This is a genomic window from Proteiniphilum sp. UBA5384, from assembly GCF_002410825.1.
In the GTDB taxonomy this organism is placed as follows: Bacteria; Bacteroidota; Bacteroidia; order Bacteroidales; family Dysgonomonadaceae; genus Proteiniphilum.
In genome coordinates, this window is sequence record NZ_DHOS01000067.1 from 57,139 (window position 1) to 77,269 (window position 20,131).

The following is a 20,131-nucleotide window of genomic DNA, read 5'->3' on the forward strand; positions in this document are numbered from 1 at the left end:
GCCAACACAATAATGTTAAATGTCATATTCAATTAGATTAGTTTGTCTCTTTCGGATAATAGTCTTTTTCGTTAAACCATTGGACAGAACCTTATTTATCAGAATTCCGCCCTTAATAGAAAAAGTATTTTGAATTAGCACTGCAAATATACATAAAATTTAGCAGCCTGTTCATACCATAGCCAATTTTATAAAAATCATAATTGTGTATTAAACCAAACCCTCAAAAATAAATCTTTATAAGGAAATCATTCTTATTATCGAAAATATGGATGAATTTTGATAACTTTGTTGTAAATTTTAATCGTATGCAAAAAGCGACTCCATTCCTGATAATTTTTCTGATGGCTTTATTGAGTAGCTGTGGGGGAATTCAATACTTCGCAGTGGAAACACGTGAACCGGCACGGGTAAATCTTCCCTCTAACATATTCTCATTAACAATTGTCAATAATGTGGTGCAGCAACCAAATGATGTGGGACATGATAGCATACCGATAGGTCACACACAACCTGAAAGGGTACAAGCAGCATCCGACAGTGCTGCTATTTTCTATACCGAAGCATTGGCCCAATTCCTGAATGAAGAAGATTATTTCCATCAGGTACTATATTATAACAAGCCCTTGAGGAGCGATAAAGATTTCTTCCGCGAAACACCTCTGGATCCCGAGACAATGAATAAGATACGGCAGGAAACCGGTGCCGATGCTATTATTTCCCTCGACAAACTAATCATCGAAACCAAAAAGAGGAATCATTTCCGGCAACAAGGTTATAACTACGCTTCCATGACCGGGAAAATACACTCTGTCCTCCGTATCTATCTACCTACAATGGATGGAAAGGTTCCGGCTGTACAATATAGTGACAGCATCCACTGGGATGGATTTGATATCCAGGACGGGAGAGCTTATGCCGACATCATGCTCCCTTCCCGGGAAGAGGCTATAAAGCAACTGGCTATAAAGGCAGCAGAGAAAATGACTTATGTATTTGCACCTCATTGGGAGATGCAGGACCGATGGTATTATACTCATTCTAATTCATCAATGCGGGAAGGTGAGGCCTACGCTAAAGGATCAGATTGGCTCAATGCAATTGAGAAATGGAAATCGGTCTATAATAGCCGCTCTAAAAAATTAGACAAGGCCAAAGCTGCCAATAATATTGCCTTGGCTTATGAGATGTCTGATGATATGCAACAAGCATTGGAATGGGCTATTATTGCCAATGACCTGTTTATTGAATCTACCGCTCCCAACTCTCTCGAAAGGAGAAGGTCATTACTTTACAGAAATGAAATTGAAAGGCGACTCAACAATACGAACCAAATAAATATGGACGATTTTTAGGAAAAAGGATATTTATATCGTTTTTACAGATTTATTTTGCCTGGATCAAAAAAAAACTGTCACTTAATTTCCTGTTTGTAAAAAAAAGATTACCTTTGTCTTCAATTCTTACAACAGTAATTTTACTCGTAACTGCTGTTTTTTAATTAAACTTTTTCTTTATTAGATTTTTTGAATTTCATTCCGTTATATTTATATTCGGCAAAGTAAGAGGATTCACTCTATTACGGCTATCCAATAGTTCCTTGGAATGATTATCATCAAAAAATAAAAACGGAAAATTCAATTTCATTATTTTAGATTCATTTTCGAAACCAATTATATCTACCCGTTTTATTCATAAAGAATGAAATCAATACATTCATCAATGAAGCCGGACAGAGAATTATTTAACAAAAATATTTATTCAAAAACCATAACGAATTTTAGACATTTACATGGCCTATAACATTATTGAGCTTAATGAAAAGCTTACAACCGAATTACGGGTTCTTGCCAAAGAGATGGGAATAAGACGTCCCGATGCTTATAAAAAGGAGGAACTCATTTATAAAATTCTTGATGAACAGGCTATTGCCGAAACAAAAAAGCTGGGTACTGAAAATGGAACTCAACAGGGGCATGCATCAAGAAAAGGGTCTGACAACAAAACAAATAACCAGAGAAACAAGAATGTTGCCAGGAAGGAAGAACCCAAAGAAACAGGAAAGGATGCGGAGAAGAAAGAAGATCTGGCTCGGCCTCAAAATAAACAGCAGCCTATTCAGTTTGTAGAGAAGCCTAAATTAGTAAAAAAAGAAACTGCCGCAGAGGAAGATGTGAAAACCCCGGCGGTTAAAAATGAAGAAACTCCCAAAGTTTCCCCTGAAACGAAACCGGTCAATAAAAAAAATAGTCCGGAGAAGGATGTAAAAATTGCTGCGAAGAAAGCCGATACATCCGAAAAGAAATCGGAAAATGAGGTCACACAGAAGGCTCCTGAGAAACCTATACAGTTAGTATTCCGTTCGTCCAAACACCGGAATGAAGAGAAAACAGTTGCACCCGCACCGGTTACATTACCCCCTGTAGTTGCAGAAGAAACTCCGGAAGAGAAAGAGGTCATACCGGTGAAAGAAGTCCCCCTCGCAGGAGGAAGGGTTTCCATGATGGATCTTATATCACCGTCACCATTACAACCCAAGCAACCCACTGCACAACAAAACAAAACGCAGCCACAATCCAATCCGGTACAAGGTCAGACATCGGTTCCGCAACAAAAAGAAAAAGATTCAGCATACGACTTTGACGGAATCCTCAATGCTGCCGGTGTATTGGAGATCATGCCCGATGGTTATGGTTTTCTTCGTTCCTCCGATTACAATTATATGTCGTCACCGGATGATATTTATGTCTCCCAATCGCAAATTCGCCTCTTCGGACTAAAAACGGGGGATGTAGTAGAAGGTCCTATCCGTCCCCCTAAAGAGGGTGAAAAATTCTTCCCGCTGGTAAAGGTTGATAACATCAACGGACGAAACCCCGACGATGTACGGGACCGGGTACCTTTCGATCACCTGAAACCTCTTTTCCCTAATGAGAAATTCAATCTGACCAAAGGGCATAACGACAGTTTATCCTGCCGTGTGGTTGACCTCTTCTCCCCTATAGGAAAAGGACAGCGGGGGTTGATTGTAGCGCAACCCAAAACCGGGAAAACGATGCTGTTGAAAGATATTGCCAATGCAATTGCCGATAATCATCCGGAAGTATATATGATTATCCTGTTAATCGATGAGCGGCCGGAAGAGGTAACAGATATGGAACGTAGTGTGAATGCCGAAGTAATCGCTTCTACGTTTGATGAACCGGCCGATCGTCACGTGAAGATCGCCGAGATCGTATTGAACAAAGCACGTCGGTTGGTGGAGTGTGGCCATGATGTCGTAATATTACTCGACTCCATCACCCGTTTGGCACGTGCTTACAATACCGTGCAGCCAGCTTCGGGAAAAGTACTCTCCGGGGGTGTGGATGCCAACGCTTTGCACAAACCGAAACGTTTTTTCGGCGCTGCCCGTAATATCGAGCATGGCGGTTCACTTACCATTATCGCCACTGCACTTACCGAAACCGGCTCCAAGATGGACGATGTGATCTTCGAAGAATTTAAGGGGACCGGTAATATGGAGTTACAACTCGACCGTAAACTCTCCAACAAAAGAATGTTCCCTTCGGTGGATATCATTGCTTCAAGCACGCGTCGTGACGACCTGCTCCTATCGCAGGAAACCCTCAATCGCATGTGGGTACTCCGCAACTTCCTGTCGGATATGAATTCGGTGGAAGCGATGGAATTCCTGCTAAACCGCTTAAGGCGTACTTCCAGTAATGAAGAATTCCTTATTTCAATGAATGATTGATTATCGGGAAACAAAAATCGGGAATCGATCAAGTTTTCCAGATCCATTTTCTATATCCAAATAAAAAAGTGAGTCTTGCACTATTGTTACAAGACTCACTTTTTTATGTCACAAATGATTTGAAAAGACCGTGATTACAACCATATATCCTCGGGATAGATTACTTTTTCCAGAAAAAGGGCATGCCCCGGAGCAGAATCACCCGCCACACTGCGGTTTGCCGCTTCAATAATATGCCGGAACCCCTGTTCATCGAGTCGTCCCCTACCCGCTTGCAGCAATGTTCCCACGATAGCACGTACCATATTTCTTAAAAAACGGTCGGCACGGATGGTAAATTCATAAAGATTTCCTTTTTGTTCCCATCGGGCATATTCAATATGACAGTTATTAGTCTTTACATCGGTATGTAACCTGCTGAAACTGGTGAAATCGTTATATTCCTTCAACACTTCACATAGAGCATTCATTCGTCCGATATCAGGTTGAAAAAATAATCGGTATGTATATTCATGGATGAACGGATCTTTCACCGTTGTCGCATAATATTTATAAGTACGCGAAATTGCACTAAAACGTGCATGAGCATCCGGACGCACCGGCTTTATCGCTGAAAGGGAAATATCTTTGGGTAGAAAATTATTGATTTTATACATCAAGTCGCCGGGAGAAAAAACATCGCCATTCCAATCGAAATGAGCTATCATCTCACGGGCATGCACCCCTGCATCAGTCCTTCCCGCCCCCACCACTGCCACGTCTTGCCGTAAAATGAGAGCAAATGCCTCTTGTAGCATTTGCTGCACACTTTTTCCGTTGGGTTGGATTTGCCAACCCACATAATTCTTGCCATTATAAGAAAGTGTAATAAAGAAACGGGGCATGATTCGATTGCATTACGTGCGAAGCACAAATAACGTGAGCGAAGCGAACGAATAACCAATGAAAATGGAGAAGCCCGGCAACAATTATCCGTTCAACGCCCTCAATCTAATTTTTGTAAGTGCTTGTTTAGTATTGAGAGGAAAGTCCCCATCCATCATCCATGCATAATAACTCGGTTCGGTTTTAAGGACCTCCTCCACCGGTTTTCCCTTATGTTTTCCGAAGTTAAAAACTTCTATACCTTTCTCGTCATATACAAACCGTCCGGCAAAATCCACATTACTGTTAAAACTACAATATTCCTTCGAGAGTGACTCTATATCATTCTGCAGATCAGGATATCTGTCGAGTTGCGATTTCAGTACTTCATAAGTGGCCAGAGTGTCAGCCTCAGCCGAGTGGGCATTCTCCAATTTTTTATCACAATAGAAAGCATACGCCGCCTCCAATGTTCGTTGTTCCTTTTTATGGAAGATAATCTGCACATCTACAAATTTACGTTTGCTCATATCGAAGTCCACACCGGCGCGAAGAAATTCTTCCGCCAGCATCGGCACATCGAACCGGCTCGAATTAAATCCGGCCAGATCGCATCCCTCCAATTGGTCGGCCAATGATCGAGCCATTTGTCTGAATGTAGGACAATCTTTCACATCATCATCGGTTATGCCGTGAATAGATGTGGCCTGTGGCGGGATTGGCATTTCAGGGTTAATACGCCGTGATTTGATCTCTTCCTTTCCATTAGGAAATACTTTCAGAAATGAAATCTCTACGATGCGATCGTGAGTAATGTTAATTCCGGTTGTCTCCAAGTCGAAGAAAACCAGAGGATTTTTTAGGTTTAACTCCATCAAATTGTCATTAATCATTCAACATCATCGGCATCAGCAGTGTCAGCATATCTTCATTTTCTTCTTTCTCAACAGGTAGGATCAAACCGGCACGTGATGGGTCGGATAGTTCCATACGTATATCGGACGAAGGTATATTATCGAGAATATCAATCAAGAATGAGGCTTTAAAACCAATGTTCATTACACTTCCCTGATACGTACAGGGAATAGTTTCTTCTGCCGTAGTCAGAAAGTCGATATCCTGGGCTGTAACCACGATTTTATCTTCTGATAGTTGGAATTTTACCAAGTTGCTGGCCGGATTGGAGAATACAGCTACGCGTTTGAGGGCATTCAGAAGTGTCAACCGGTCCAGGATGAACGAGTTGGGATTATTTTGCGGAATCACCGAATTATAGTTCGGATAACGTCCTTCCACAAAACGACATACCATCTTATAAGACGACATGGCGATATATGCGTTATTTTCATCGAATCTGATCTCAACTTCTCCTGATTCTCTTGGAAGAATCGATTTCAGCAGGTTTGCCGGTTTTTTTGGCAAGATGAACGATGAGCGTCCTTCACCTTTTGTTTCGGTAGTAGTAACACGCACCAGTTTATGTCCATCCGACGCTACGAAAGTAAGGTCTTCCGTAGTGATATCGAAATAGATACCGTTCATAACCGGTCGCAACTCATCATCGGCAGTAGCGAAAACAGTCCGGTTGATTCCCGAAAAGAGTGTATCTGCCTCTACTTTCAATGTCATGAATGACTCTTTAAGCGGTTTCGGCTCAGGATATTCATCACCCTTTAAACCGACAAAGTTATATTTACCATTGTGATAATAGAGAAAAATCTCCAGCGTTTCGTCGTTAATATCGAACGTGAGCGGCTGATCCGGCAGTTCCCGGAGCGGATCAAGCAGGTTCCGGGCATTGATAGCAAGGCTCCCTTCTCCTTCTGCACTATTCACCTCTACCGTCGTCTCTAGTCGGGTTTCGTTATCGGCAGCAGTAAGGGATAGTGTATTGCCTTTCAGATCCAGCAAAAAACAGTCGAGAATAGGTAACGTGTTTTTAGAATTAATAACTCTGCTTATCGCCTGCAAGTGGCTCAATAATGCGGCACTCGATACTACAAACTTCATATGATTAAAAATTTGTTTATTTATTTTTTCAGCAAATATATAAAATTATCCCGGTGCATCGGCTGTTTTCCTGATAAATTTTCAAGAATTCAGACTCAAAATTCAAATTTCATATTTCCAGCCATCAAATCATCCCTACTCGTCCCGATTTATAGAAATCAACAAATCATCACATCAATTTACCGGTTTCTCGGATGATGCTCAATGATTTCCTGACGCAGGAAATGGCGGTCTATATGCGTATAAATCTCTGTAGTAGTAATTTTTTCATGTCCCAGCATTTCCTGGATTACCCTTATATTAGCACCTCTTTCAAGAAGATGGGTCGCAAATGAATGGCGGAATACATGAGGACTGATCTCTTTCTTTAATCCCACCTCTTCTGCATACCGTTTAATATAGTAAAATACTGTAACCCGTGAGATCGCCTTACCTCTCGAACTGACAAAAAGGATATCCTCATATCCCTTCTGGATATGGATTTGATTCCGGTAGCAGAGCCAATCCCTGATCTTTTGTACTGCTACATTTGAAATGGGAACCAACCGTTGTTTACTCCCCTTCCCTTCCACACGTATAAACCCTTCATCGAAAAAGAGATCGGAAAAACGGAGATTTGTCAGTTCTGATATACGCAAACCGCAACTATATAGGGTTTCAATAATGGCATAGTTTCGGGTACCCTCTGGGGTGGACACATCGATAACGGCTAATAGAGAATCAATTTCTTCTACCGAAAGGACTACCGGAAGTTTCAATCCGATCTTCGGAGCCTCCAGCAACTCGGCCGGATCATCGGAGCGTATCTTCTCCAGGAGGAGAAAACGAAAATAGGATTTCATTCCTGAGATGATACGGGCAATAGAACGTGGGGAAATATTTTTATCATGCATTTCCGCAAGAAATTCCTCCAGTTGTGCCGTTTGAATCGACTCATCCAATAAATTCCCGGCATTCATAAAGTCAACCAGTTTCTGCAGGTCGGTCATATAAGCATCAATGGTATTGGCAGAGAGCCCTTTTTCCAGCAGCAAGTATCGTTTATATTTTTCGGTATTTGAATTTTGTGCCATCTTACTCTTCGTCTGTCTTCCTCTTAAGGAACATAGCTTCCCTCAAGTGGGCATCAATATCATGCAGGACAATATCTTTTTCTTCATTCGAAATAGTCTCTCCCTTTTCCAGTCTCTCAATAAGAGATACAAGACGTTTGTTACCCATTAACCGGAACAGGGGTAATGTTTTATGGGCAATTGCCTGCACTTGTTTTAAATCATTTTTCTGCAGTGCTTTTTGCAAATGGTTCCGGCTTTCAGTAGTTTCATCTATAAACGATTGTAGAATAGCATGCGACGTTGGTTTATCCTCTTTTACAAACTCAATCAGCGCCATAGCGCCTTTTTCTCCGAAAGACTGCTTTTGATCCGACAAAGCATCTTCCATAGTATCTCCCCTCTTGACATAATCGTAAATGGTACTATACAACCGTCCGGGAGTGAATGGTTTATTAAGGAAGCCGGTGAATCCTGAAGATTTCATCTTTTCCCTGGATATATCTTCCCTGGCGGATAATCCGATGATCGGAACATTCCGCATCTGTCTTCCTCCGGTACGTCGAATTTTTTCAACCAGCATCAAGCCATCGGTTCCAGGCATTTGGATATCTACAAACATAATATCGAAGGATGCCGATTGAAGAAGGGGTAACACCTTGTCAGGATTCATCTCTGTAACCACTTTTACTTTCTTCATGGCAAGCATTTCCGAAGTCATCGTCAATTGCACAGGATCATCATCGACCAAAAGCACGGAGATACCTTCCAAATTTTGTTGCCCCGATCCGGGATGATCAACCGGAGTTTGGTTATCCTCCTCTTGTGCATCCTGCAAGGGTATCTCCACTATAAATTCCGATCCTTTTCCTTTCATGGAATTGAGACGAATGGATCCATTCAATGCCTCTATAAATCCTTTGGTAATAGCCAAACCCAAGCCGCTTCCTTCTTCCCCGATAGGATTATCCAGCTGACTGAACTCCTGAAAGATCCACTGCTGGTCAACATCATCGATTCCCTTCCCTGTATCCGTCACTGAAAACAGGAGCCGCTCAGGTGACTCTCCGGACTCTAATCCGGCTCTAACCACCACACTACCTTCCTGGGTATATTTCACGGCGTTGGAGATAATATTGTTTATGATCTGCCGTATCATATAGAAATCACTATAGACAACCATTTGTGGCGGCAAATCATTTTTAATTATATACTGAAGTCCTTTTCGTCCGGCCAGCGGCTCAAATCCCGAAGCAGTATTATCAATTAGGGTAGACAAATTAAAATTCGATTCTTTTAATTGCCAGTTACCTTCGTCCAGTTTATGATAATCCAATAAGGCAGACGCAAGTTCCAGAATATGTTCACCTGATTGTTTCATATTATTCAGGTAATTCTCGTTTTTGCGGTCGCCATGAGTATCCATCAACTCAATGAATCCCAGGATTGAGCTCATGGGCGCCTTGATATCATGGGAAATGGTAAGCATCAATTTCTCACGCGAGTCGAGCAAATCAGAAATACGTTTGTTTGACGCTTCTAGTTGCCGTCTGTAGCGCTGGCTTTTATTGATATCCACTAAAAACAAGAGGGCAAAAAAGAAGGCTATACACACTGCCATACAAAAGGCCACAAACATTGTATATTGTGAATTGGAGAGAGTTTGTTCCTTTTCTTTAAGGAGCCAGATCGATTTCTCCAATTCCTCGTTCTCGATTCCTTTCAGCAACTCATCAATGCGGGAGGTAAGCATCTGATTGGCTTCGCTCATCATCTCCCGTCGGTAGAGCAACGCTAATTGGAATTGTCTTTGCCTTTCCAGATCAACCCTCTCCGAATAGCGCACCTTATTGACGATCGTATCTACAATTAGCTTAAGATCGTTATCAGACACAACTGACTGCTTCTGAATCACATAGGTAGAATCTGTGCGAGCCACAAACACATCCCGGACTCGTTCCATGAAGCCTCTTCGGGTACCAACAACGACACTGGTATCACTCTGGTTGAGATCAGCCTTATTCAAATTTTTACTTTCGAGGTATTTGGTAATTTCCTGATTCAACTTCTTGGGTACAAAACTACTCTCCCTCCTCACCACAATTCTTGGGGCACGGCTGATAGAATCAAGCAACACAGCGATTTCCTGCAGATTTACCCTTTTCTGGTCCACCAATAAGGCTATGGTATCCAGTTTGGCTATCCTCAGAGTATCATCTGCCACCTGTTTCAACTCATTGAGATTGGCCTTGATTTTTGGAGATATGGAATCATATTTGAGAAAATATTGTCCGGCATTTTCTGCACTCATCAGATTTTGCTCACTTTCAATCCCGTAAAGCATGGAAAGGGTATTTCCTACGATGAGTAATTCCGAAAAATCTTCACTACTTACCCTTTTATTGGAGTAATCAACCAGATTGCGATAAAGGCTCACCAACGCAAATGCCATTACTATCACCACAAGTATATAACCGATAATAACGGTAAATTTAATCTTTAATGATCCACTCTTTCCTTTTTCTGATGATTGCATACAGTCTTTCAGCTATTAGTAAGGACATTATAAAGCTTGATCTTATTGTAAAGCGTTTTCCTATCGATATTAAGGATAGACGCAGCCATTGTTTTATTGCCCTTGGCCAATTCCAAAGCTTCCATGATCTTTTCTTTCTCGTAATATTCTTTACGAAGCCCTTGTATGGGATTTAACAGGAGCCTTCGATCTTCATTTCTTATTCCATTCTCAAAAAGATCTGTGGCAATAGAGGCAGGTATGGTCGTACCTTCCGTCATCAAAGCCGCCTTTATGAGGCAATTCTTCATTTCCTGTATATTTCCCGGCCAGGCATAATCAACCAACCGCTCCTGTATCACAGGATCTATATTTTTTATTTGTTTATTGAGTGTGGAATTGGCAAATTGCAGAAAATGACCGGCAAGAAAATGGATTACTTCCTTTTTCCCTTCCAGCGTCGGCAATATGATGCAATCCGTTTCAATCAGGTGATAGAGTTTGGGAATAAGATGTTTTTGCAACTCCTCCTTATGCATCTCCGAACTCATGATTATCTGTACAAAATTATCATCCTTTTTTTGTTTCGTGAGAATGCTCAGCAATTCATCCTGCTCGTTGATATCGAGATGTGCCAATTGCCGGATAAATAAAAGCCCACCCTTTGCTTCATTGAATTTATGCATAAGGGGAGATTTGTCCTCGGAACCGTTGGATGACTTTTCATTATCCACAATCACCAGGGGCTTGGAGTTATGTATTCCTTTTTCGTAAATATATTTTACCACTGATAATTTTCCAGTTCCGCTATCACCAATAATCAACCGATGTCTATTATTTTCTGCTGTCGTATCAAGTTCCTTGTAAAGCAGGCTATACTCTTCCCCTGGAAATTTAACGAAATCATCGGGGAAGCGGCTTTGTTTCAACATATTTTCCTGAAGAGCAAACGCTTCATCGATCTTTTTGAAGAGTTGTTCCGGTTCAATGGGTTTGGAAATATAATCCACCGCCCCCGACTTCATTGACTCGACAGCCGACTCGATATCTGCATAGCCGGTCATCATAATTACAAGAATGTCAGAATCATATTTTTTCACCCATGCCAGAAACCCGAAACCATCTGTATCAGGCATTCTTATATCACTCAGTATTAAATCAAATGGCTGCTCTTTCACCTTCCGTTTTGCTTCAACAACACTGGAGGCCGTCTCCACCGTGAACCCTTTCTTTATCAGCCACGATTTTAACATCAGACAAATGGTGAGGTTGTCGTCAATTACCAATATGTTTTTGTGCATGTCCATAATAGAATATTAAGTAAATATACTAAATTTATGGTTTATTTTTTTCTTTTTCCAGTTCACGAGGAATCATAAAGGCTGCATACAATAGAAAAACAGCACCTACGATCATAACCAGCACCCATTCATTGCGCTCCCTGAACATAAGATAAGTCGCTATCATCATCAATATACACGAAAATAACTGAAAATTAAACAGCCTCTTACCGCGAATGCTCTCTCCCGGATAGGGATTGGTGAATGTAATGATAGTAAAAACTGCTACCGAAACCGCCATTACCCATGGTGCTATGTCGGGAAAAAACAGATATAGCATCGCTGAAACCAAAATCAGAATACCGGAAATCCGAAATAAAATATCTTTTAAAGAAAACATTACACCGCTATTTGAGAAATATCAACCAAAATTCGATTATGAACTTACAAATATATTACTTTTTTTAAACTTTTCCGTCAAAATATACCTTCACTTATCCTCTTTAATGATAAAGACCTCTTCATTTTCCTTCTTCATCAGATAATTTTCCCGCGCAAACTTTTCCAGGTCCTCTTTATTGGATTGTAATTCATCCAGTTTCTCCTTGTCCGTTTCGGCTTGTCGACGGTAAAATTCAATCTGGTTTTCAAGATCTTTAATCCTGGACTCGTATCTGATCCTTTTGGTCACACTGCTGTCACTAAAAAAAAATAACATCGCAATCAATATAACCAGAATCATGATCTGATAGAAACTAAGTCCCAATATCCTATTCGTTCCGAATCTCTTCATATATTTATTCATAATACAAACCTAACCACTTAGGTATCGTTTTTTAAATATACAAAAATATCTCTTTTTTCCAATTACGCGAACCATTGCAGGGAAATAAATACAAAATAACCATACCACTCTTTGGCATGATTGAACAAAATAAAGTATCTTTACGCTCACTTTAAGAATCCGGGTTGAGTGTTATTCTAAAATATTATCGAATCATATGAACAAAATTATTACCGCAATTGCGTTGTTATTCGTAACCTTCACATCCTTTCCCTGTACAAACTTACTGGTCGGGAAGAAAGCTTCCATAGATGGATCCACACTTATTTCCTATGCCGCCGACTCTTATGCGTTGTACGGAGAATTGTACCACTGGCCCGCCCAACAATACGGTCCAGGTGAAATGTTGAAAGTCTATGAGTGGGATTCGGGAAAATACATGGGCGAAATACCACAGGTATTGCAGACCTACAACGTGATCGGCAATATGAATGAACACCAACTTGCTATTGGAGAAACAACCTTTGGCGGACGGAGCGAATTATCCGATTCTACGGGCATCATGGACTATGGAAGCCTTATTTATATTACATTGCAACGTGCTTCAAATGCCCGTGAAGCCATCACTATAATGACAGATCTCGTAAAGGAACACGGTTATTACAGTTCTGGAGAATCGTTTTCTATAGCCGATCCGAATGAAGTATGGGTGATGGAAATGATCGGGAAAGGACCGGGAAAGAGAGGTGCTGTATGGGTAGCCATACGTATTCCTGACGACTGTGTATCAGCCCATGCCAACCAGTCACGCATCCAACAATTTCCCCTAAATGATCCTGATAATTGCATTTATTCGTCCGATGTGATTTCTTTCGCCCGGGAAAAAGGATATTTCAACGGCACAGATGCCGATTTTAGTTTTGCCAAGGCATACGCACCCCTCGATTTTGGCGCATTACGCTACTGTGAAGCGCGAGTTTGGTCGTTCTTTAATAAAATAAACAAAGATATGGCCAAATATGTAACTTATGCACAGGGGAAAACCACAGATCCGATGCCACTCTATATCAAGCCCGACAGAAAGTTGAGCGCACAGGATATACAGGAGATGATGCGCGACCATTATGAAGGAACCGAACTCGACTGGCGCTTTGATGTAGGTGCCGGACCATTTAATTCTCCTTACCGGTGGAGTCCGCTCTCTTTCGAAGTCGATTCCGTGGAATATTGTAATGAACGCCCTATTGCCACACAACAGACAGGTTTCTCTTTTGTGGCACAAATGCGTTCGTGGTTACCCAATGAAATAGGTGGTATCCTCTGGTTCGGTATCGATGATGCGGCACAAACGGTCTACTATCCGTTCTACTGCGGCCATATCGAAACACCCCTCGAAATGTCGGTAGGGAACGGAGACTTACTCACTTTCTCATGGACATCCGCTTTTTGGATCCATAATTGGGTTTCCAATATGGTCTACACCCGGTATAGCGATATGAGCATTGATATGAAAAAGGTGCAATCGAAACTCGAAGAACAATTCAGGATTGCACAGCCTGACGTGGAAAAAGAAGCTGCAATACTTCATGAACAATCTCCCTCTCAATCTGTTCATTATCTGACACAATACACCAATAACCTCGTCAAAGAAGGCGTAGCAGAGTGGAAAAAACTGGGTGAGTATCTCATGGTTAAATATGTAGACGGTGTAATCAAAAGAGAGGAGGATGGGCAGTTCAAACGCAACCCTTATGGGGAGCCGGCTTCGCCTCTACGCCCGGGATATTCAAATGAATATTACAAGAAGATAGTCGACCAAACAGGCGACAAATACAAAGTACATCCTATTAAATAAACAATTAATAAGACTGTTTTAACATGGAAGAAGAAACGTTATTAGCCCAAGTCACCGACAAGGCAAAATCCTGGATTAAAGGAAATTACGATGCCAAGACGAAAGAAGAAGTACAGCAAATGCTCGACAATGACGATAACACACAATTAGTCGATGCATTTTATAAAGATCTTGAATTCGGGACAGGTGGTCTGCGCGGTATTATGGGTGCCGGCACCAACCGGATGAATATCTATACGGTAGGCTCAGCCACCCAAGGTCTTTCAAACTACCTCAAAAAAGAATTTGCCAATCTGGATCAGATTAAGGTAGTGATTGGACATGACTGTCGTAATAACAGCCGTAAATTCGCTGAAATATCCGCCGATATTTTCAGTGCCAATGGCATCAAGGTCTATCTTTTTGAAAACCTGCGTCCCACCCCTGAAGTATCCTATGCCATCAGGAGGTTGGGTTGCCAGAGCGGGATCATGATCACCGCTTCTCATAACCCCAAAGAGTACAATGGCTACAAGGCTTATTGGGACGACGGAGCCCAGGTGCTTGCTCCACACGATAAGAATATTATCGCCGAGGTCAACCGTATCAAATCGGTGGACGACATCCACTTCGAGGGGAATAAGAGTCTGATCGAAATTATCGGAAAAGATATGGACAAGGCCTTCATTGATGAAGTGAAGAAACTGGTACTCTCTCCTGACGCGATTGCTCGTCATAACGACCTGAAAATTGTCTATACCCCGATCCATGGCACAGGAAGTACGCTGGTGCCCGATGCCTTGAAAGCAGTGGGTTTCACGAATATCATCACTGTTCCCGAACAGGATGTGATAAGCGGTGATTTCCCCACAGTGGTCTCTCCTAATCCCGAAGAACCGGCGGCACTCGATCTGGCCATTAAAAAAGCCATCCAGACCGGAGCCGATTTAGTGATGGCATCCGATCCCGATGCAGACCGTATCGGAACGGCTATTCGTGATAAGAACGGAAATTTCATCCTGGTGAATGGGAACCAAACAATGTTAATCTGCCTTTACTATCTGATGACTCGCCGGGACGAACTCCAATTGCTTACCGGCAAGGAATATGTGGTAAAGACTATCGTTACTACCGAACTGGTCAAAGAAATCGCCAACAAAAAAGGTATCGAACTATTCGATTGCTATACCGGTTTCAAGTGGATTGCAAAAATCATCCGCCAGAACGAAGGAATAAAGAAATATATTGGTGGTGGAGAAGAAAGTTACGGTTTCCTTGCAGGCGATTTTGTACGCGACAAGGACTCCGTATCGGCCTGTACCCTTTTTGCCGAGATAGCGGCCTGGGCACGTGACAACGGAAAAACTATGTATGAATTGCTGCAGGACATCTATCTTGAATACGGATACTCCAAAGAAGTGGGTATCTCCCTCGTACGTAAAGGAAAGGAAGGCGCCGACGAAATAGAAGCAATGATGAAGAATTTCCGGATGAACCCATTGACATCTCTGGGAGAATCACCCGTCACACTGGTGAAAGACTTTGCCAAACTCGAAGCGGTAGATCATCTTCGCGGTGAGCATATATCATTGGAAATGCCAACTACCTCTAATGTGTTGCAATACTTTACAGAAGAAGGTACCAAACTCTCCATCCGTCCTTCGGGAACAGAACCCAAGATCAAGTTCTATATCGAAGTGAAGGGGGGTTTTGCAAAAACAAGAGAAGCGCTGGAAGAGGCTGAAGAGACGGCAAACCGTAAGATCAGCGCTATTCGTGAGGAATTGGGAATTTAATATACCAAATCCAACATCTGACATCTCCAATAGTCTTGATGCTTGGTTCTAAAAGTCTAAAAAATGAAACGAAAACTGACAATAGCTTTGGTGGCACATGACCACCGTAAAGCCGATATGGTGGAATGGGTGATGTATAATGCCGACTTTTTGTCGCAACATCACCTCGTATGTACCGGCACCACCGGCACATTAGTACGTGAGGCTTTATATGAAAAGGGCGTGTATCCTGACTTCACCATCATGAATTCGGGACCGATGGGTGGCGATGCAGAAATCGCAGCCATGGTAGTACGAAAGGAGATAGACCTGGCTGTTTTTCTGATAGACGACCTCAATCCGCAACCCCACGAAGCGGATATCATGATGTTGCTTCGCCAATGCCGGGTACATAACATTCCTATTGCCTGCAACCGGTACAGCGCTGATCTAATGATCACCAGCAGTCTCTGGGATGATGATGACTATGCACCCTCACCACCCCGGTATGAGAAGTTCGACAGGGATACTTTGAACCTCTGACACTACATGAGGATATACAAAAACCCCCACTGGCAAATAATTGTCACTGGGGTTTTTTGTATATGCCATTTAGGAAGTAAACGTACCAAAATTTTGAACTGTACTGTTTTTTTATTTTGTCCGGTCAGTCTGATTTTATATTTTTACATTTTCAGAATTTCAAATATCATCGAATAAAGTGAAAACGGTATTCAGGAATAGCCTATCAAAACAGGTCGCGCGATTGTTAATCGTAGCGCTCGGCTTGTCTATCCTGAACAATGCCGTTTTCCTGCATGCGCACCGTTTGCCCGATGGACAGGTCATCCTGCACGCCCACCCGTATAAAAAGAGCCAGGACAAGGCACCGATTCCTATCACAGCACACCATCACACTGCCGCGGAATTGTTTGTTTTAGCGCAACTCCAGTTTCTCTTCTTTGTTTTGGTTACGTTGTCCGCCTCTGTCTTCAGAATTGGCTATAAAAGAGTTTTCCCTTATATTTACCCGTCACTACATCTCAAATACTACGCAAAACCAAGAGGGCGTTCCCCGCCTATTCCCGACGGGATAAATTGATAACTTTCAAAAATTAAATCATTTTTCTTCTTTCCGGAGAAACGGTTACTGACTGTACCGTATCGCCGATGAATTTGTTTTTCGCTATGGCATATCGAGAACAGGATTGCTTTAGATACACGGAAAATATTACCCGTTTTTTTAATCCTCCTCCACCATTCCCTATAAAATGGGTAAAATTGACAAAATGGGATTTTCGGAGGAGACTCAAACATTGAATAAACTTATGAGAAAAATTATAATAATTGCTATAATCATTTTTACCGCTGTTATTGCGGGAAGGGCGCAAGCAAAAAGAGGCACGGACGCCAATATTGTGGGCGACGTGCAGAGCAAAGGGGAACATGTCCCTTACGTGACAGTATCGATTGATGGAACAACCATCGGCACTTCAACTGATGCTACCGGACACTTCCAGTTAATCGACCTGCCGACAGGAGAATTGACGGTGCGTGTCAGCGGCGTAGGTTACAAGAGCGTTACCCGAAAAGTGACTACGAAAGCCAATACTACCGAGGAGATCAAATTTATTATTGAGGAGGATCCGCTCCAGTTGGAAACGGTGGTGGTAACCGCCGACCGGAACCAGACCAACCGTGCCGAAGCGCCGGTAGTGGTCTCATCCATCTCCCCGCAGTTGATGGTGCAGACCCAGTCGGTGAACATCGCCGAGGGGCTTTCCTTTACTCCGGGACTCCGGACGGAAACCAACTGCCAGAACTGCGGGTTCACCCAGCTCCGGATGAACGGGTTAGAAGGGCCTTATACGCAAATATTATTGAACAGCCGACCGGTATTCAGCGGATTGGCGGGTGTATATGGACTCGAACTGATCCCCACCAATATGGTGGAACGGATGGAAGTAGTGCGCGGCGGCGGCTCGGCCCTCTTCGGGGGAAATGCCATTGCCGGAACGGTCAACATCATCACCCGGGAGCCGTCCAGAAATTCTTTCAATGTGGAAAGCAGGATTGGAACGATTAACGTGGGTGGACGTAAAGGCTCCAATACGAGGACTGACGCACAGCTGAACGTGAACGCGTCCGTAATCAGCGACAACCGCAAAACGGGAGGGTATATCTACACCATGTTGCGGAACCGCGGGGCGTATGATGCCAATGGCGACGGCTTTAGCGAGATGGTGGAGATGGAGAACACCACCTTCGGCTTCAACGCGTTCCATAAGCCAGGCAGCAAGAGCAAGATCTCGCTCGACGGGTACCGGATCAGCGAATACCGCAGGGGCGGTAACATGCTCGATCATTTGCCGCACGAGGCCGATGTGGCGGAACAACTCGAACACCTTATCTCGGGAGGAAACCTCTCCTATGACCTCTTTACCAACAATAAATATGACAAGCTGAACCTTTATGTGTCGGCCCAGCATGTGGCACGGGCTTCCTATTATGGCGCCGAACAGGATCCCAACGCTTATGGAGATACCAAGGGGCTGACCTCTTCGGTGGGTGCCCATTACAACCTGAACAGCGACTGGTTTTTGTTTGCCCCATCCTCCACTGTCTTCGGGATTGACAACACCAATGACAGGCTAAAGGACGTGAAGTTGGGTGCAGGTGGAGAGGCGAACACTACCCTCGCCGACCAGACTGTAAATACGTTGGGGACATTTGTGCAACATGATTGGAAATCGAACAAGGTGAACCTCTCGTTAGGATTACGTTATGACTACTATCGTATCAAAGATACGGAAAGCGTAAGCGATGACCCCAAAGGCGGAGTGCTGGTGCCGCGCGCCAGTGTGTTATATAAGATTACCCCCGATTTGCGTTTCCGTGCGGGATACGCCAGGGGTTACCGTGCCCCGCAGATCTTCAATGAGGACCTCCATATCGACCTGGTAAATGCCACCCGTGTGGAGACACGTAACTCCCCCGACCTGAAACAGGAGACTTCCAACGCGTTTACCGCCTCTTTCAACTCGGTATTCGTCTGGGGAAGCACCTATCACGATTTTCTGGTGGAAGGATTTTACACCTCGCTGAATGATCCTTTCTCCAATGAGTATGCGCTGATTGATGAGAATGACGAATCGCGCGGATTCTATTACGAGAGGGTGAATGCCGAAGATGGCGCTTATGTGGCCGGGGTGAACCTCGAACTGAAATCGCTCTTCTCCACCAGCGTGGAGACACAGCTTGGTTTTACTTTCCAGTCCAGCCGCTACAAGACGGCACAGGCCTGGGGAGATGGGGACGAAAGTGTCTCGAAGAATTTTATGAGAACGCCGGGCCAGTACGGATATGCTACTTTTATCTGGAAGCCGACACACCACTTCAACACCTCCTTCTCGCTCAACTACACAGGACCGATGGATGTGCCGCATTTTGGTCTTAATGTCGACGATTTTGAAGGTGCTGAACGGGAAAAGGTGCTGGCAGCTATCAAAAATGGAGATATTATTGAAGGTGAAATGCTAAAAAGAACCCGCAGTTTTGTTGTGGCAGACCTGCTGCTCTCCTATGATTTCCATCTGGGAAAAGAAACTACTTTGGAGTTCTTTGGCGGCGTGAAGAATATCTTCAACCGGTTACAGAAGGACTACGACAAGGGTCTTTACCGGGATGCCAGTTATATTTACGGCCCCTCGGCGCCACGTACCATCAACGTTGGTTTCAGGTTCGGCAATCTGTAGGGTTACCACGTATTAGATTTTTGACGGGAAAATATATGCTTTATCCGGGTACTTCTCCCCATTACAGGGAGAATACCCGGATAAATAATATAAAATCATCAGTAGAAAATACAGCTATGATTAATGTGATTTGATATAAAACCGAATCTGAAAATTCTACTATCTTTGTTTACACTTATGAAGCTGGCAGACATACCCATCAGGCGACATGTAAAAGTGAAGTGTGATGCCAATCCATATGACCCCACTTGGGATACCTACTTCTTGAAGCGAAAGCACAAAAGCAGCCGCACACGTACCTCCCGAAAGGGAACTTTATCGGAAATCGCTGCCTGCAAAGGAGCGGATGAGCCGATTTAGCTTTATGAGAACTAAATTTTGAATTATCGGAGCTGTATGCGGTGAAAGTCGCACGTACTTAATGACAGCTTACCAAAAGCCAAAAGGCTAACCGTTGTTGGTATCGACAAAATAGTAAGTTACAAAGACACATCAAAATATCTTT

General features: G+C 43.1%; 16 protein-coding genes. 8 read left to right on the top strand and 8 right to left on the bottom strand.

Features of this window, described 5'->3' with window-relative positions; genetic code table 11:
- The first annotated feature begins 308 nt into the window (after nt 1-308).
- Both B4G81_RS12775 and rho read left to right on the top strand, forming a co-directional pair.
- Entirely contained in the window at nt 309-1,355 is a 1,047-nt protein-coding gene (locus B4G81_RS12775; RefSeq protein WP_294083110.1) for a DUF6340 family protein, read from the top strand.
- A 437-nt stretch (nt 1,356-1,792) separates the two neighbouring features.
- Nucleotides 1,793-3,757 carry a transcription termination factor Rho gene (gene rho / locus B4G81_RS12780; protein ID WP_294083112.1) on the top strand — a complete coding sequence of 655 codons (1,965 nt, stop codon included), beginning with the start codon at nt 1,793-1,795 and terminating at the stop codon, nt 3,755-3,757.
- A 134-nt stretch (nt 3,758-3,891) separates the two neighbouring features.
- On the opposite strand, the gene truA is transcribed toward rho, so the two are convergent.
- The 8 genes from truA to B4G81_RS12820 all read right to left on the bottom strand — a co-directional run bounded on the left by truA (nt 3,892) and on the right by B4G81_RS12820 (nt 12,271).
- Complete coding sequence (gene truA / locus B4G81_RS12785) at nt 3,892-4,641, bottom strand: tRNA pseudouridine(38-40) synthase TruA (protein ID WP_294083114.1); 750 nt, start codon at nt 4,639-4,641, stop codon at nt 3,892-3,894.
- An 84-nt stretch (nt 4,642-4,725) separates the two neighbouring features.
- The gene (locus B4G81_RS12790) at nt 4,726-5,496 is read right to left on the bottom strand and encodes a 3'-5' exonuclease (RefSeq protein ID WP_294083115.1); all 771 of its coding nucleotides are present in this window, start codon (nt 5,494-5,496) and stop codon (nt 4,726-4,728) included.
- A gap of 10 nt (nt 5,497-5,506) precedes the next feature.
- On the bottom strand, nt 5,507-6,631 hold the full coding sequence (gene dnaN, locus B4G81_RS12795) for a DNA polymerase III subunit beta (protein WP_294083117.1): 1,125 nt from the start codon (nt 6,629-6,631) through the stop codon (nt 5,507-5,509).
- A gap of 179 nt (nt 6,632-6,810) precedes the next feature.
- Nucleotides 6,811-7,704, bottom strand: coding sequence for a site-specific tyrosine recombinase XerD (xerD, locus tag B4G81_RS12800; RefSeq protein ID WP_294083118.1), 894 nt, complete (start codon nt 7,702-7,704; stop codon nt 6,811-6,813).
- A gap of 1 nt (nt 7,705) precedes the next feature.
- Nucleotides 7,706-10,219, bottom strand: coding sequence for a hybrid sensor histidine kinase/response regulator (locus tag B4G81_RS12805; RefSeq protein WP_294083119.1), 2,514 nt, complete (start codon nt 10,217-10,219; stop codon nt 7,706-7,708).
- A gap of 8 nt (nt 10,220-10,227) precedes the next feature.
- A complete protein-coding gene (locus B4G81_RS12810) occupies nt 10,228-11,499 on the bottom strand; it encodes a sigma-54-dependent transcriptional regulator (RefSeq protein WP_294083122.1) in 1,272 nt (423 codons plus the stop codon).
- A gap of 34 nt (nt 11,500-11,533) precedes the next feature.
- Nucleotides 11,534-11,878, bottom strand: coding sequence for a hypothetical protein (locus B4G81_RS12815; RefSeq protein ID WP_294083124.1), 345 nt, complete (start codon nt 11,876-11,878; stop codon nt 11,534-11,536).
- A gap of 90 nt (nt 11,879-11,968) precedes the next feature.
- Entirely contained in the window at nt 11,969-12,271 is a 303-nt protein-coding gene (locus B4G81_RS12820) for an FtsB family cell division protein (RefSeq protein WP_294083126.1), read from the bottom strand.
- A 208-nt stretch (nt 12,272-12,479) separates the two neighbouring features.
- Here B4G81_RS12820 and B4G81_RS12825 point away from each other — a divergent pair, with 208 nt between their 5' ends.
- From B4G81_RS12825 to B4G81_RS12850, 6 genes are all read left to right on the top strand, one after another.
- Complete coding sequence (locus tag B4G81_RS12825; RefSeq protein ID WP_294083127.1) at nt 12,480-14,117, top strand: C69 family dipeptidase; 1,638 nt, start codon at nt 12,480-12,482, stop codon at nt 14,115-14,117.
- 23 nt (nt 14,118-14,140) lie between these two features.
- Nucleotides 14,141-15,892 carry a phospho-sugar mutase gene (locus B4G81_RS12830; RefSeq protein ID WP_294083129.1) on the top strand — a complete coding sequence of 584 codons (1,752 nt, stop codon included), beginning with the start codon at nt 14,141-14,143 and terminating at the stop codon, nt 15,890-15,892.
- A gap of 63 nt (nt 15,893-15,955) precedes the next feature.
- Entirely contained in the window at nt 15,956-16,414 is a 459-nt protein-coding gene (locus tag B4G81_RS12835; protein WP_294083131.1) for a methylglyoxal synthase, read from the top strand.
- 223 nt (nt 16,415-16,637) lie between these two features.
- The gene (locus tag B4G81_RS12840; RefSeq protein WP_294083133.1) at nt 16,638-16,973 is read left to right on the top strand and encodes a hypothetical protein; all 336 of its coding nucleotides are present in this window, start codon (nt 16,638-16,640) and stop codon (nt 16,971-16,973) included.
- 226 nt (nt 16,974-17,199) lie between these two features.
- Entirely contained in the window at nt 17,200-19,626 is a 2,427-nt protein-coding gene (locus tag B4G81_RS12845) for a TonB-dependent receptor (protein WP_294083134.1), read from the top strand.
- A gap of 177 nt (nt 19,627-19,803) precedes the next feature.
- On the top strand, nt 19,804-19,986 hold the full coding sequence (locus B4G81_RS12850; RefSeq protein ID WP_294083136.1) for a hypothetical protein: 183 nt from the start codon (nt 19,804-19,806) through the stop codon (nt 19,984-19,986).
- Nucleotides 19,987-20,131 lie beyond the last annotated feature (145 nt).